The organism is Pseudoalteromonas sp. HF66 (genome assembly GCF_011806445.1).
Classification (GTDB): Bacteria; Pseudomonadota; Gammaproteobacteria; order Enterobacterales; family Alteromonadaceae; genus Pseudoalteromonas; species Pseudoalteromonas apostichopi.
In genome coordinates this window covers 99,992-115,756 of record NZ_JAATOU010000007.1, presented here as the reverse complement: position 1 = coordinate 115,756, position 15,765 = coordinate 99,992, and the positions used below count along the sequence as shown (strand labels likewise).

Below are 15,765 nucleotides of genomic sequence, written 5' to 3'. Positions count from 1 at the left end.
GTTTTACTTATGCTTCGAGGGCTTTACTAATTAAGCGATCGATATATTGCTTATGCGCTTTTGCTGCGGTGTCTGCACCCCATGGCACGCTCATATCAGCAATTTGATTTAACTGATAAAGCGCGGCAGCTTTGGCTAGGTTGTCGTGCTTACTCGCTTTACCTAAACCAGCAATCGCGATTAGCTGATTCACATATTCAACTTGTAGATTGTGACTTAGAGTATTTGCTTTTTTGCTATCTACAAAAACGCTTGCCGTTAAGTCATTCATAAATTGATTAAGTGAGTACTCGTTGCCATACATTGCACTGTCTGAAATTCGCAGCATTACAGCCGGGTGTAATAACTGAGCTAGTACCAGCTTTTGCATGCCTAAAATCATGCCATGTGGTTTAGGGTCTTCATTTTTACCGTAATGATTAAAACCACGACGTTGCTGTAGCAGGTAGTTATAAAGCGGTTGCATGTTAGCAAGTACATTGGGCGAGAATACTTTGTCGGCTAACACTTGCATTGCATGTTGCTGGCGCTCAAGTGGCACTGGCGTAAATGGTGCGCCATTTTTGTCATCGCCCACCACATTACGTTCTACATAAACACCACCAATTTGACGAGATACTACGCCGGCTTGTGTTCTGTAGCTTCTAAATAAAATGTTCGCGGAGGTAACAAGCTGTTGGTATGACTCACCATTAACAGTGGCTTTGTCTTTAAGCTCAGTAAATAACTTATTGATAAGCTCCATGCGATCATCAGCATAAGCGGCAGGATTAGATGACATATCACCAATCATTACACGTGGGTCGATATGGCGGCCTGGGGCACGCATATCATCAGCATCATTACCAAAAGCTAAAGCATGCTCTGACGAGCGAGCGAGAATTTTTTCAAGACGCTGCTGCTCAGCGGCTTTATCAGCTAAAGCTTGGCTATAGCCATATTCAATTGCCCAATCATCATAAGGGCCTGGTTTTGTTTGGAAGATATCACCTTGCTGCATGCCAATAGGGGCGATATTTGCTGGGGCATAGTCCATAACTGACCCCGTTACGATACCTTGCGTTTTACTCTTATCGTGAACTTCTTTTTCATCCCACAAGATAGATGATTTCATATTGTGGTTAAGACCAAGGGTATGGCCCACTTCGTGTAAAACGAGCTGAGTTAAACCTTGACGTAAAATCTCTTTGTCTTCAATGCTTGCACCTGTGCCTAAGCCTTTTGCAAGTAACATGTTTTCTTGAATGCTGTGACCTAGTGAGCAATGTAATTCTGTGCTGCTTTGGCTAGTTTCAAGCGTGGCTGCACCTTGGGTATATAAGGTGTCGTACATCCAACGGTTTTTCATGAAAACATACTCTAACATGATGTCAGAACCTAAGATCTCACCAGTTAATGGGTTCGCAAGAGCAGGACCATAACCGCCAAATGGTGGGCGTGGTGATGCAGTCCAACGTAATACGTTGTAGTTAATATCGCCTGCATCCCAATCAGCGTCATCAGGCTGAACTTTTACTTCAATGGCGTTTTTAAAGCCCGCTTTTTCAAATGAGCTATTCCACGCGAGCACTGCATCACGAATAGTGTCTCGCCACTCAACTGGCGTGGTATTTTCAATCCACCAAGTAATAGGTTTAACTGGCTCAGAAAGTGCCGCTGTTGGGTCTTTCTTTTGTAAGTCCCAGCGTTTGATTACATCTTCATAAGGTGCCCAATCAGCGGATGTCATATTGTCGAATTCGTTAGTGAAATAACCAATACGCGCGTCATCTTGGCGAGCTTGATAATCATTTTTTGGTAACGCGACAAATGAATGCTGTACTTTAATTGAAACATTACGAGGATCGCTTACGGCGTTTGAACCTCGTACTGTTGGGTTGGCATTAGAAAATACGTAATCAACCACAACATCTAGATTATTTGGATAAGGTCGTTGCTTAACAATTCGTGATTTTTTGTCATCTAATTTACCAAGTTTAAAGCGTTTGCTTGCATTTTTATCTTTTGGGTTCGACCAAGGTGACACTTTATGAAGTGCTTCACTTAAAAATAGCTTATCAACATTAAATGCGATTTTACCATCTTCTTCTTTTTCAATTTTGATACTAGCAAGTACAGCTTCGCTAATATTGGCATCAGCAGATCGTGCTAGGGCAGAGCTTTCATCAAATTTATAGCGTGGCGTTTTGCTAATAATGTCGATACGGTCAAAATACTTACGAAACTCAATGAGCTTTGTCTCGCGGTATGCCCCTCTGAAGTGACCTGCATCAGTAACACCATCGACCGTGTGAGCAAAATACACAAACGGGGTATCTAGTTGTGATTGGTCGATCACCATTAAGTTGTCGCCCGTTTTCGCATCTTGGTAAATGCTGAAAACACCAGCAAACTCGCTTTTATCTTTGATCATTTCAGCCAGCGTCTTTGGCTTTTTTTCTTCTTTTTTAGCTTCGGCTGCGTGGCCATTCATGGCAAGTGCTAGGCTTAGTGCCAGCGCAATGTTTGTTATTTTCATTGTTAACTCGTTCCTTTAATTATTTCTCAATCAAGTTTAATGAATTAACTCTTTGATAAAAGGTCATTTGTTAACAAGTGTGAAAGTATGGTTGTAAGTTTTTGATATTTCTTTTGTTTTGTTTGTAACAAATTGTTCTTAAGTCATTTTTCTGATTTATATTTTTTATTTAACCGTTTTTGTAACAGTTCCTTACAAATGTCGCATTAATGTTTCTGTCAGCTTTGGTATGATAGAGCCAGTTAAAATATTATAGGTGTAAGTTATGCGCACAAGTTTATTAAAATGGATCTTACCATTTGTTGCATTAATTGTTGGTGTTGCTGGTTTTATGGCAATCAACGCTATTGCTCAAGAGCCTAAAGACAAGGATGTAGTTGATGTGCGTCCTTTGGTGCAGGTTGAGCCAGTAGCAAGCAATGATCATCAAGTGATCATTAACAGTTACGGCGAAGTTAAACCGCTAGAAAGTACTTTGATTGCCTCGCAAGTGGCAGGTGAAGTAACGAGCTGGCATCCAAACTTTGTTGCTGGTGGTATCGTAGCTCGCGGTGAAGTGTTATTCACCATCGAAAAAGATAACTACGAAGCGGCTGTACTACAAGCTGAAGCAGCACTTGCCAGTGCTCAAGCGGCACTGATTGAAGAGCAAGCACAAGCTAAAGTAGCAGAAGATGAAGCAAGACGTTACCCAGAACGTGAGCGCACTGACTTATTCCTACGTAAACCTCAAGTGTTAAGCGCGCAAGCCGCTGTTAAATCAGCGCAAGCTGCATTAAAACGTGCCGAGCGTGACCTTGCTCGCTGCGAAGTGAAAGCACCTTATGATGCACTTGTGATTAGCCGTGAAATAGGTGTCGGTCAATACATTAATGTGGGCAGCCAAGTTGCTGAAATTAATAATATTGAAAGCGCAGAAATCATCGTACCAATCGCTGGTTTCGATAGTGTATTTTTACCAAAACGCTTAAAAGGCGTAAAAGCGACCATTATCAATAAAGGATTAAACAGCTTTACTCGTGAAGCTGAAATTGATCGTGACTTAGGTGTTGTTGATAACGCGACTCGTATGAGCAACCTAGTAGTTCGTGTTGATGACCCATATGGCTTAAAGCACGACGTGCAACCAATTAAATTTGGTGCTTACGTACAAGTTAACTTTGCTGGTGCAACGTTACAAAACATCTACCGTTTACCGCAGTCTTTGGTGAACAACCAAACAGTGTGGATTGTAAACGATGAGAATAAACTTGAACCACGCAAAGTAACCGTAGTGCGTGAAGAAGGTGAGTACTTTTATATTAGTGATGGCCTTGAAGTGAATGACCAGTTGGTTCTTACTTTACCTGAGTATCCTCAAGAGGGTATGGAAGTGAAGATTGCTGGTATGAAAGAAATGACAAGCGATGCAGAAACTGCAGCGGTTGAAAAGCTTTAAGGTAGCATTATGACTGATACAAACACAGAAAAACAGTCTGGCCTTATTGCCTATTTTGCCAATAACTCGGTCGCTGCGAACTTAATGATGGTGTTTATCATCATCATGGGGATTATTAGTTATTTCACTATTCAACGCCAGATGTTCCCGAATGTTGAAATTAACTATATTGAAGTACAGGCCAATTATCCAGGTGCTTCGCCACAGGAAATTGAAGAAAGTATTCTGATCAAAATTGAAGAGTCACTAAAAGACGTTACCGAGATTAAGCGTGGTGTATATCGCTCGTTTCGAAATAGTGGCCGTGCGAGTTTAGAGATCAACACGGACGCAGAACTTACTGATGTTCTCGATAAAGTGAAACTACGTGTAGACAGTATTGCTACTTTCCCTGCGGGAATGGAGCCTGTCACCATCAGCCAGGTTGAATTTCGCCAGGACGTGATTGGTATGACGCTCGTTGGTGATATTCCGCTTACTGAGCTAAAGCCAGTTGCAAACAGAATTGAAGATGAATTACTGCAATTATCAAATGTATCACTTGTACAAAATGATGTACCACTCGATGAAATTGCGATAGAAATCGATCCTGACTCACTGCGTCAATACAACCTTACACTGAGTGATGTGGCCAGTGCTGTGCGTCGTTACTCTGCTAATATTTCAGCAGGTCAATTACGTACTGACGCAGGTATTATCTCGGTGCGCGTTGAAAACCAATATTATAACGGTGATGAGTTCCGCCAGATCCCAGTAAAAATTGGTGCTAATGGCGCTAAAGTGCTGTTAAACGATATTGCTGTAATCAAAGACCAATTCATTGAAGGTGAGCGTTACTTTAAATTTAATGGTGAAAATGCCGTTTATTTATCAGTAAAAGCAACCAAAGAACAAAATATGATCCCGGTTGCTGATTCGGTTAAAGCGTTTATCGAACAAAAGAATAAAGAGTTACCAGCGGGTCTACGTCTAGAGCCATTAATGGACATGACCTACTACCTTAACGCACGTTTAGACATGATGAAAACCAACCTAATTCAAGGTGCTATCTTGGTTGCCATTATGTTGTCTATCTTTTTACGCTTTAAGCTAGCACTTTGGGTAATGATTGGTTTACCTGTGTGTTTCTTAGGTGCAATGATGATGATGCCATTATTTGGTATCAGTATTAATATCGTGTCGTTATTTGCCTTTATTATGGTACTCGGGATCGTGGTCGACGATGCCATAGTAATAGGAGAGAGCGCCTATACCGAAATTGAGAAAAAAGGCGGTGGTGTTGTGAACGTGGTAAATGGCGCAAAGCGTGTTGCTACCCCGGCAACATTTGGTGTTTTAACAACAATTGCCGTATTCGCACCATTTACATTATCAAGTGGACCAGAGAGCGCATTCTTCTTCGGTATCGCGGTTGTGGTAATTTTGTGCCTAGTATTTAGTTTGATTGAATCGAAACTTATTTTACCCGCTCACATTGCTCATACTAAGTTTCCACCAATTAACCCCAATAGCTGGCGAGCTCGTTTTAACAAACGTTTCTTTAGCTTTGTTAATGGTCCATATAAACGTTTTATTGAGCTTTGTGTAGAGTGGCGTTGGTTTGTTCTATTTGCATTTATCGGTTTATTGATTTTGACGTTTGGCTTAATTTCATCAAACCAAGTGCGAGTGGTGCCAACACCAAAAGTACCTCATGACTTCCCGCAAATTCGCCTAGAAATGAATGAAAATGCATCTGATATACAAACAATCAATGCTATTCGTGACATAGAAGCCATGGTGCAAAAAGTAGATCAAGAGACAGAGCGAGAATTTGGTCAAAAGCTTATTCGCGATATCTTAGTGTTCAACCAAGGTCGTACTGAAGCACAGTTACTTGCTCCGCTGGTAGACGAAGAGTTGCGTCCGTACAACGCGTTTGAATTATCTCGTCGTTGGCGTGAACAAATGCCAAGTATCCCTGGCGTGAAATCACTGCAAATTTACGATGACGTGAATGGTGGTGGTATGGATGGTGAGTTTGGTTACTTACTGTACGGCCCAGATATCGATACCTTAAATGATGCTGGTCGTCGTTTTATCCAACTATTACAACAGCAAAAAGGCTTGTTTGATATTAGTTCGACCATCGATCCGGCGAGCAAAGAAGTACAATTAAGCTTAAAACCTGTGGCATACGATCTAGGTTTAGACCTTGCCAATATTGCTAACCAAGTAGGCGCAAGCTTCTATGGTGGTGAAGCACAGCGTGTTATTCGCCGCGGCGAAGAAGTGCGTGTCATGGTTCGTTACCCTAAACTAACCCGTGAAGCGTTTGCATCATTAAAGCATGCCGTGATTACAACGCCTGCCGGCCAAGAGGTGATGCTGGGTGATGTTGTTGAACTGAACGAAAAACCTGGTATTAGCTATATTCGCCGTGAAGGTGGCTATCGTACTGTGTATATCTACGGCAGTATCGATGAAGAAGCGATTGAACCGGGTGAAGTTGTTAAGCAAGTTGATGAGAACTTATTACCGCAGTTAAAAGAAGAATACCCATCAGTTAAAACTGAGCTAGGTGGTTCTATTGAAGAACAACAAGCGCAAGCTAACGAGCAAATCATGTTCTTCATAGGCGGTATGATTTTAGTGTATATCTTGCTTGCAGTGCCGCTTAAAAGCTATTCACAACCTCTTATTGTTATGTCGGTTATTCCATTTAGCTTAACTGGTGCTATTTGGGGCCACTTCTGGTTTGGCTTAGATATTAGCTTGATGTCAGGCTTTGGCTTGATTGCTGCAGCGGGTGTTGTAATTAATGACTCGTTAGTTATGACCGACTTTGTGAACCAAGCACGCCGCGAAGGTATTTCAACTCGCCAAGCGGTTATTGAAGCAGGTTGTGCGCGTTTTAGGGCAATCACCCTGACTTCAATTACAACCTTTGCCGGTGTCTTACCAATTATGTTCGAAACTAGTCTGCAAGCTAAATTTGTAATTCCGATGGCTGTCGCACTTGGTTTTGCGGTTATGTTTGCAACCCTAATCACTTTAGTACTAGTACCTTGTTTGTATATTGTTATGAGTGATATAGGTAATGGCTTCTTGAATATATTCCGTGCAGGCCACAGAGTAGTGATCAGAAGAAATCTAGCAAGAGATTAAAAGTCTCATCAGTTTAAAAGCCAACCAAGCGGTTGGCTTTTTTGTATCTCATGCATTTCTAGTAACTATTTGCTATATAAGATGTTTGGTTACATTCTTTTGTTTGATTTGTGATTCGGTCACGATTATACTCAATCTTGTTTTTGGCAAACTAACTGAAAGGTTAGGACGCAAAGTTTCCGGTCTAAGGTTTTATACTATGATAGCGGGGCCGCTGATAAGCACATAATCTAGTGCTTTGGTTCACTTGCCTCAAACTAAAAGTATTTTTTGTTCGGTTGTTGGATAATACCTATTAGTTGTTCTTAGGGTGATATTTTGTTTATGCATACGTCAATGGCCTCCGGGAAGTGGTTGCCGATTGGTTGCTTGAATCATCATACCCAACTGTTTGTTGGTGATAGGGTGATTGTGACCTTTTATGACATGCAAGGAGAGCTAGTCGATTTATCATTCGAATACCCGATCAGCAGCTCCGATCAGGGTGAGCCTCATAATTGGCCTCGTTCTGTTGCTGAGCATATAAACGTGCATATTCCGCTAGTAAAAGCGGGCAAAATGACTGAACAAGGTTTAGTGGTTGCGTACCGTTCAAACCAAATTTATGCCCTTGAAGGCTCGGGCATTACACATGTAAAAGTGGCGTTTAATTGTATCGCCAAGTGTGAAGAGCGAGTAAAAGATAGTCTGCAAGATTATGACTATGTTTATCCTCAAGCATGCAACGATTACAGTGCAGGAATTAAGGTTTTACAACCTAAAACAGGCCATATTTATATGTGTAAACCATGGCCATTTAGCGAGTTTTGTCGTGTTAAAGATTCACACAACCCGCTATTTGAACCAGGTGTAGGAAAAAGCTGGGCTATGGCTTGGCAGCAAGTTTCACATTAAAAGTTTCCCCCTAAATGCTATTTTAGCATTGCTTAGCCCACTCAATTTGAGTGGGCTTTTTTAATACCAACCCGCAATAATACTTAATCATTTTGAGGGATTAAACCTGCCGCTAACTGCGTTAAAAATTTCTCATTTAGAACAACTAAATAACGAAATTTTTGCCTTGTTATCAACGAGGTTTTATTGCCTCAAAATAGACTACTTAATTAAGCTGATTGGTATAATTCTGTGATAAACTGCCAGCAATTCGTTTTTTATTTTGGTTTTTTCTTGTGTCGTCAAATTCGTATTCTTTGTCTTTATTAGCGCATCCTCCTGTTGCAAAAAAACAGCCACACCAATTAACTACTCACCAACAGACGCGCACCGATAATTATTATTGGATGCGTGATGATGAGCGTGAAAATACAGATGTATTAGCGCATTTAAATGCTGAAAATGACTATTGCGATAAGCAACTAGCCGACATAAAACCACTTCGTGAGCAGTTATTCAATGAGTTAAAAGGCCGTATTGTAAAAGATGACAACACGGTACCCGTTAAAGATGGCAAATATTGGTATCACTCAGAAGTACGAGGCGATGATGAATATGCACGTCATTATCGCAGCAGTTCAATTGAAGCGCGTGATAAGCAGTTATTGTTAGATGTAAACCAATTAGCCGCTGACTACGAATTTTATGAACTAGGCGAGGTTGCAATTAGCCCTGACGAGCAGCTACTTGCCTATTCTGAAGATACTGAGGGCCGCCGTATTTATACTGTGCGTTTTAAAAATATCGCCAGTGGTGAAATGTTTAGCGATGTTCTCGAAAATACCGAAGGTCAAGTGGTGTGGGCTAATGATAATAAAACAGTTTTTTATGTGAAAAAGGACCTACAAACCCTGTTGGGTTTTCAAGTTTACCGCCATGTTTTAGGTACGCCACAAGCAAATGACGTACTTGTATACGAAGAGCAAGATAAAAGCTTCTTTATGGGGCTAGGAAAAAGCCGTGATGAAAGCCTAATTATTATTGATCTTGCGACCACAGAAACAAATGATATGTGGGTGCTTGACGCTAATAACCCAGAGCGTGAATTCAGCGCATTAATGCCACGCGAAGAAGGCCATGAATTTGATGTCGATAAACTGGGTGATACCTTCTATATTGTGACGAACTGGCAAGCGAAAAACTTTCGCTTAATGACTGCAACGCAAAGCACTATTGCCGATAAAACGCGTTGGCAAGAGCATACTCCACATCGTGAAAACGTGTTGTTAGAAGGGGTCGAGATTTTTGATAATTTCCTTATTCTTACAGAACGAGAGCTAGGTCAAACACGTTTTGTGGTGGTCAATCAGCATGCTCAGCGCTTAACGTTAGAGTTTGATGACCCTTGTTATTATGCTGCAATTGCAATGAACCCTGAGCCGAATGTGAGCTCTGCACGTATTTATTATTCAAGCTTAACAACACCGGGCTCTTTGTATGATGTTGATTTAAAAACAGGAAACAAAACCTTATTAAAACAACAGCAAGTGCTTGGGGATTTTAACCCAGAGCATTATCGCTCAGAACGTTTAATGGTTAGAGCAAGAGATGGCGAGCAAGTGCCAGTGTCATTGGTTTACCGTATTGATCAATTTAATAAAAATGGCACGAACCCGCTGTTACAGTATGGCTATGGTGCCTACGGTATTACCATTGATCCTAGCTTTTCAAGTAGCTCATTAAGCTTACTAGACCGTGGCTTTGTTTATGCGATTGCCCATATTCGTGGTGGAGAAATGCTAGGTCGCCATTGGTATGAGCAAGGAAAGAAGCAACATAAGCAAAATAGCTTTAGTGACTTTATTGATGTTACTCGTGCGCTTACTGAGCAAGGCTATGCACACCCGCATAAAGTATTTGCATCGGGCGGTAGTGCTGGTGGTTTGCTAATGGGAGCTGTGGTCAACCAAGCGCCTGAGCTTTATTTAGGGATAGGTTGCCATGTGCCATTTTTAGATGTGTTAACCACTATGCTTGATGAGAGTATTCCACTTACAACGAATGAGTATGACGAGTGGGGGAATCCAAATGACCCGGCGTTTTATGATGTGATTAAAGCCTATTCGCCCTACGATAATATCGAGCCCCAGGCTTATCCTAATATTCTCGTCACCACCGGATTCCATGACTCTCAAGTACAATATTGGGAGCCAATGAAGTGGGTCGCAAAGCTGCGTGAATTTAAAACCGATGACAACATCTTGGTGTTCAAAACCGACATGGATGCAGGTCATGGTGGTGCATCGGGTCGCTTTAAAAGTCTTGAAGAAAAGGCATTAGAAATGGCATTTTTTATTGCTTTATTACCAAATTAAGACTTAGATAAATAAGTGAATAGATGCTATAAGCATAAAACTTTAGTTGTATTTCAAAGGGGTGAGCATGTTTAAAGCCCATGGTGATTGGCGTTATTTTGTTGAGCCGCCGGTGATTTATGTGGAAATTAGTGGCAGCTTTAACAAAGAAGCTGTTGCTTCATTTAGTATCGAAGTTGGTCAAGAAATCATGAAATACCCTGAACATTCAATTCAGTATGCCGTGGTTAATTTGGAGCAATTTGAATTAGCGACTGCTGATAGTATTGAGATTGCAAGGGCTTACTTTCAGGCCGTAAAAGCGCGGGGTTACAAACGTGTTGACTATATTAAAGCAAATATTATTGCTCGCAATTTGTTAGAAACCGTTTGGTCAGGTGTAGAGATGGATATTAATTTTCACCCAGATGCCGAGAGTCTTTTTCAAGCAAGACCCGAGTACGATAATTTAAGAAAGTGGTTAAAGTAATACCTTCTGAATATAAAAAAGCCCTCATTTGAGGGCTTTTTCGTGTCAATTCTGAATATTAATCAAGGTAAGCTTTTAGCATCCAAACAAGTTTCTCTTGTTCTTTGATGTAATCTCCCATTAATGATGCTGTACCTTCGTCGTCTGCATCACCTGCTTGTGCTAAAATTTCACGCTGCATTTGGATAAGCGTGCTGTAACCTGCTAATAGATTTTCTACTGCAGCAGTACCTTCAGTGATATTTTTAGCTTCACTAATCTTGCTATCTTCGATGTACTCAGAGAATGCATGTACAGGTGTACCACCTAACGTTAAAATACGCTCTGCAATTTCATCTACTTTCTCAAGTAGTAAGTTATAAATTTCTTCAAATTTAAGGTGTAATTCAAAAAAGTTACGGCCTTTGATATTCCAATGAAAGCCGCGTGCGTTCATATATTGAATTTGGTAGCAGCTTAGTAAAGAGTTTAGTGAATTTACGATGTCTTCACTTTTTGCGCTGTTTAAACCAATTGCATTTACCTGTGACATAGATTGCTCCTTAAAAAACCGTTAAATGTTAACTTGCTAGTGCTTGACGTTAAGTATTAGTCATCTTGATTAATCTGTAAAATGGTTTAATTCGAACACAGTGATAGGTTTTAACTATCAAAGGTTTGTTTTGTCCATTTATGCACTATCAACATAACTTTGAATTACTTTTATATAGACTTGGGGCAACTGAGCAAAAAATCTACCTTATTTAATAAATATCCAAAAATTAGGCAGAAAGTATGATCTAAAACAAGGTTTGCATCTGCTTACAAACACGCTGATTTAGAATTTGATTTGGGTCAAAAAATCAACGAACCAGAAGCGCATAATGACTTTACCGCATTTAACCAGGAGAAGAAAAATGGACGGTAAAACAGTTAAAGAAAGCAAAGCTGAAATAGTCGTTGTAGTGATTGCATTACTTGCATTTGTTATCGGTTTGGTAGGTCATCTAGCTGGGGCTAGCTTCGCAAACTTTGATACCTTTGGCTACATTGCTGCACCTGTGCCACTGATCTTAGGGATCATCGTTTTAATCTCATATAAAGTGGCTGCAAGTGCTGAAGATTAAAGTATCACTCACTTTGATTTATAAGCTTAATAATGTAATCCATCACTTGGCGTGAGTAGATCATACTGGTGTGACTTAAATGAAACACCTTGTGTTCTGCCATGCCATGGAGCTTAGTTTCATCCATCAACACCGTACCATCAGAGATACTACCTTTGGCAATAAGCGGCATTAGACCTATTGGTAAATCGCCTGCAATACTATATAGCTTGGCATCAAACGGCCAATCCCCATTCTCTGATAATAAAAATTCCACACTGTTTTTTAACAGCATTTCAAAGCCCTTTTGCTGCATTTGCTTAGCAATATGACTGCCTTTATGCGGGGTGCCTAAGGTGATCACCTTTTCGACATGGCGACTTTGAAGAGAATTGGCCTCTAAGTAAGCGCGAGCAACCAAGCCGCCCATAGAATGACAAACTAAGGCGGTCGGCTTACCACCGATAAAGCGATCAATCTTATCGAAAATTGCCGCTCTATCGGGAGAGAGCGTGTTATAGGTCAAATTGAGTATTTTTAGACCTGACTTTTCAAGGCGCGCGCACAGTGGACGCATCACAAAGCCCGACATATAAAGTCCGTGTAATACTACAACCTGCCTAATTGCCATCGCATTCCTTACATTAACTGTTGCGGTTTAATTTCGATATTTGCTGTATCTGAGCTAACCCATACTTCGCCATCTTGAACTGTGATAGTGAGCTTAATATTGCGATCGGCTAACTCTGCTAATGCCTGAGTAGCAGCATAATCGAGACTAAAAATACTCAAGTTTTTAAAATCATACAACTTAGGCTGATGTTTTTGCCACCAAATTGCTTGGTTATTTTCACCGTAAGTATACAAAACAACTTGCTTGGCTTTATTGCAGGCTTTTTTCAAGCGCTTTTCGTCAGGTAGTCCAAGCTCAATCCATAATTCAATTTCTTCGCTGTAGTTAATGTGCCAAAGCTCAGGCTCGTCATCTGCGCATAAGCCTTTCGTAAACTCTAAGCCTTCACGAGCATTAAGTGCAAAAGCTAACAAGCGGATCATCAAGCGTTGTTCGGTTTCTGATGGGTGTTGTGCCAGTGTTAAATTGAAATCTTGATAAATGTGGCGGTCCATATCGCTTAGCGATAATTGCGCTTTAATAATGGTTGATTTAAGAGCCATAATTGCTTACTTGAAAAAATTTGCGTCATTATAGCGCAATTAATCTTACCGACACTTAAATATCTCCAGCGAAACTCTAGGTTAATCCTTATTTATTATCACAAGCGGTATTCGTAAACCTAAATTACTTCGGTGACATTTTAGTCACATTTACTTTGCTAACGTCTAAAGTTGATTAACTCGAATTCAATAATTAGGGCTATTTGGGAGGATGAAAGTATGTGCAAGTTATTGAAATCAAGATCATGGTTGATGCCAAGAGGGACGCAATTATGAGAGAACAATTTAGACAGATACTCTGGTCACTTGCATGGCTATTGTTGAGTAGTTTGGCATTTTACTCTTACGCAGTAGAAGAGCCGGGGGCAATAACGGTTATTGTCAAAAATCAGACTACAGATCGACCACTTCCAAACGCACAAGTCATATTTAAGAAACGAGAAACCTCTGCAATACAAACCTTACAAACTGATCTACAAGGGCGTATTGTTGTTGAACAACTCGATCCGGGCCTTTACTCAATAAAGATTACAAAAAGTGGTTTTGCGGCTTTATACGAACCAAGTATTCGCGTTGTAACACGAAAAAATACGAAGGTTGAATTTGACCTTAGAGAACAAGCCATAGAGGTAGTTGAAGTAAGAGCCCAACAAGCTGATACATTTACTTCAGGTTCTAGCACCTATCTCGACAGAGAATCTCTGCGAAGTGCCGTGGGAGGAGGTGCAGATCCACTACTTTCTCTAGATGGATTGCCAGGTGTCGCATCTGACAGTGAATTTGCAAGTTTTAGTGTGCGTGGTCGAGGCCCAAGAGATAATTTACTCTTTGTTGATGATTTTCCTTTTGATAAAGCTATTCACTTTGATGCGACGTTAGGTGAAGAGGAAGATGTAGGAGGCGGTGGTCGCTTTTCTATATTTGCCCCAAATGTAATAAATGGAGCAGAATTTTCCCCCGGCGGGTGGCAAGCAGCTTATGGTGGTCGTGCAGGATCTTTGCTGAAACTAGAAGTGGCCGATGGTAACCCTAGCCCATCTGCAAGTTTTCGCTACGACCTTGCTGGTTATGAAGTTGGTTATGACGGCCCTATAAATATCACTGATGAAGCAACTATGCTTTTTTCTGCAAGGCGGCTAGATTTTGGTGCCTTGTTTGAAACTATCGAAGAGCTAGATATTGGTGAACCTGTTTTAAGGGATATTATTTTTAAATCAGTGATACCCATTAATCAAAATAACACTTTTGAAGTGTTACTCATGGATACGCATGAGAAATATACTCGTGGCGTTGAGCATGTTTCTGAATCACCTAATTTTGAAGATACTGCATTGCAAAATGCCGAGCAAGATAGTGACCTGTATGGTTTAACATTGACCACGTTGCTTGGTGAAACCGCTGTTTTGACTAATAAAGTTTACTACCGAAAAAGTGATAAATTGAGCTCTGAAGGTGAGGCTTATCCAGATCTTGTGCCCGAGGGAACGCTAGCTTCTGAATACCCTAGTCGAGAAGACATTATTACTATATCTGAAGGTGAAACAGAAATTGGTTGGAGAAGTGATTTTGAGGTAGAAAATCAATTAGGGATGTTGAGCGTCGGTGCCCGAATTACGCAAATTGAACTAGATTACAGCACATTTTTAGATGGTGAATGGAATCGGTTTGTTTATGATAGTGACGATTATAGACCTGACTCACAGCAAAAGTTTATTGTACTAACACCTGAAAGCCTTAATTCAGTCACGTCTTTGAAAGAAGTAAACTATGCAGGCTATATAGAACAAATTTTTGAAATGGGTGATTGGGATTTTGGTACAGGTTTACGATTTGAACGAGATGGGTTTGCTGATGAAAGTTTTATATCACCTCGATTCAGCATTAACTGGATGCCAAGTCAAAAGGTAAGGTATTTTGCAACGGCGGGGTTATTTCATCAGTCACCGCGATATTTAGAACTCGCGGCTAACGAGACTAATAATCTTAAAACTGAAAAAATAACCCATACGAGTGTTGGCTTTAAATATTTCCCTAATGCCAACTGGTCATTACTAACGGAAGTTTATTATCAGCAGCTTAGCAACTTAGTGGTTGACCTAGACCGTACCAGTGGAACTTATGCAAATGATGGTGATGGTACTTCATATGGTGCTGATTTTGTGCTTAATGCTACTATTTTCGAAGGTCTTTACGCCAGTGCAACCTATTCTTACAATGATGCGGTCGTAGACCGAAAGGATGGTTTTGGCGACGTAGCTGCTGAATTTAGTCGTGAACATGTTGCCACGTTAGGGCTGACATGGGAGATAAGTGACCGTTGGAAGCTTGCTGGACGATATAAATACCTTTCTGGCAGACCAGGTGACATATTTATTGTACATGAAGATGTTTTGGGGCCAGGACAGCCTTTACGTTACTCTAAGGAAATTATAGAGCGTAATGTTGGCCGCAAAGAAGGATCAGGCTCATTGAATGTTCGTGTAGATTACCGACGTGCCTTTGGTCCTATTGATGTTACCGCCTTTCTTGATGTTATAAATGTCACGGCAGCTTCATCAGCTGATGACACTGAGTTTGATTACCGCCGAGGAATTGAAGTCGTTGACGATAGCGAAGCTGAACCGCTGATCGGGTTGCGATTTGATTACGCTTGGTAAGGAATAAAAATGCTAGATGCTTTGAAT

Annotated in this window: 11 protein-coding genes and 1 riboswitch; of the genes, 7 read left to right on the top strand and 4 right to left on the bottom strand. The window is 40.7% G+C overall.

Features of this window, described 5'->3' with window-relative positions:
- Nucleotides 1-7: 7 nt before the first annotated feature.
- The gene (locus HCZ11_RS09200) at nucleotides 8-2,518 is read right to left on the bottom strand and encodes a zinc-dependent metalloprotease (protein WP_167658264.1); all 2,511 of its coding nucleotides are present in this window, start codon (nucleotides 2,516-2,518) and stop codon (nucleotides 8-10) included.
- 265 nt (nucleotides 2,519-2,783) lie between these two features.
- On the opposite strand from HCZ11_RS09200, the gene HCZ11_RS09195 reads away from it, so the two are divergent.
- The 5 genes from HCZ11_RS09195 (at nucleotide 2,784) to HCZ11_RS09175 (ending at nucleotide 10,820) form a co-directional block, all read left to right on the top strand.
- The gene (locus HCZ11_RS09195; protein ID WP_167658263.1) at nucleotides 2,784-3,956 is read left to right on the top strand and encodes an efflux RND transporter periplasmic adaptor subunit; all 1,173 of its coding nucleotides are present in this window, start codon (nucleotides 2,784-2,786) and stop codon (nucleotides 3,954-3,956) included.
- 9 nt (nucleotides 3,957-3,965) lie between these two features.
- The gene (locus HCZ11_RS09190) at nucleotides 3,966-7,103 is read left to right on the top strand and encodes an efflux RND transporter permease subunit (protein WP_167658262.1); all 3,138 of its coding nucleotides are present in this window, start codon (nucleotides 3,966-3,968) and stop codon (nucleotides 7,101-7,103) included.
- A 135-nt stretch (nucleotides 7,104-7,238) separates the two neighbouring features.
- A riboswitch (cyclic di-GMP riboswitch) is annotated at nucleotides 7,239-7,322 on the top strand.
- A gap of 105 nt (nucleotides 7,323-7,427) precedes the next feature.
- Nucleotides 7,428-7,997 carry a chitin-binding protein gene (locus tag HCZ11_RS09185; RefSeq protein ID WP_167658261.1) on the top strand — a complete coding sequence of 190 codons (570 nt, stop codon included), beginning with the start codon at nucleotides 7,428-7,430 and terminating at the stop codon, nucleotides 7,995-7,997.
- 275 nt (nucleotides 7,998-8,272) lie between these two features.
- Entirely contained in the window at nucleotides 8,273-10,351 is a 2,079-nt protein-coding gene (locus HCZ11_RS09180; RefSeq protein ID WP_130050209.1) for a S9 family peptidase, read from the top strand.
- A gap of 67 nt (nucleotides 10,352-10,418) precedes the next feature.
- Nucleotides 10,419-10,820 (top strand): hypothetical protein, encoded by a 402-nt coding sequence (locus tag HCZ11_RS09175; protein WP_167658260.1) that lies wholly within the window; start codon nucleotides 10,419-10,421, stop codon nucleotides 10,818-10,820.
- A 58-nt stretch (nucleotides 10,821-10,878) separates the two neighbouring features.
- On the opposite strand, the gene HCZ11_RS09170 is transcribed toward HCZ11_RS09175, so the two are convergent.
- Nucleotides 10,879-11,352: a Dps family protein gene (locus tag HCZ11_RS09170; RefSeq protein ID WP_167658259.1), complete on the bottom strand. Its 474-nt coding sequence runs from the start codon at nucleotides 11,350-11,352 to the stop codon at nucleotides 10,879-10,881.
- Nucleotides 11,353-11,716: 364 nt separating this feature from the next.
- Between HCZ11_RS09170 and HCZ11_RS09165 the strand changes: the two genes are divergently transcribed.
- The gene (locus HCZ11_RS09165) at nucleotides 11,717-11,926 is read left to right on the top strand and encodes a hypothetical protein (protein ID WP_054562952.1); all 210 of its coding nucleotides are present in this window, start codon (nucleotides 11,717-11,719) and stop codon (nucleotides 11,924-11,926) included.
- A 4-nt stretch (nucleotides 11,927-11,930) separates the two neighbouring features.
- Here HCZ11_RS09165 and HCZ11_RS09160 read toward each other — a convergent pair whose 3' ends face one another.
- Together HCZ11_RS09160 and HCZ11_RS09155 are read right to left on the bottom strand one after the other, a co-directional pair.
- On the bottom strand, nucleotides 11,931-12,536 hold the full coding sequence (locus HCZ11_RS09160; RefSeq protein ID WP_130050212.1) for an alpha/beta hydrolase: 606 nt from the start codon (nucleotides 12,534-12,536) through the stop codon (nucleotides 11,931-11,933).
- Nucleotides 12,537-12,544: 8 nt separating this feature from the next.
- Nucleotides 12,545-13,081 carry a YaeQ family protein gene (locus HCZ11_RS09155; protein ID WP_138558096.1) on the bottom strand — a complete coding sequence of 179 codons (537 nt, stop codon included), beginning with the start codon at nucleotides 13,079-13,081 and terminating at the stop codon, nucleotides 12,545-12,547.
- 272 nt (nucleotides 13,082-13,353) lie between these two features.
- Here HCZ11_RS09155 and HCZ11_RS09150 point away from each other — a divergent pair, with 272 nt between their 5' ends.
- Nucleotides 13,354-15,738: a TonB-dependent receptor gene (locus HCZ11_RS09150; protein WP_167658258.1), complete on the top strand. Its 2,385-nt coding sequence runs from the start codon at nucleotides 13,354-13,356 to the stop codon at nucleotides 15,736-15,738.
- The last annotated feature ends 27 nt before the right edge of the window (nucleotides 15,739-15,765 follow it).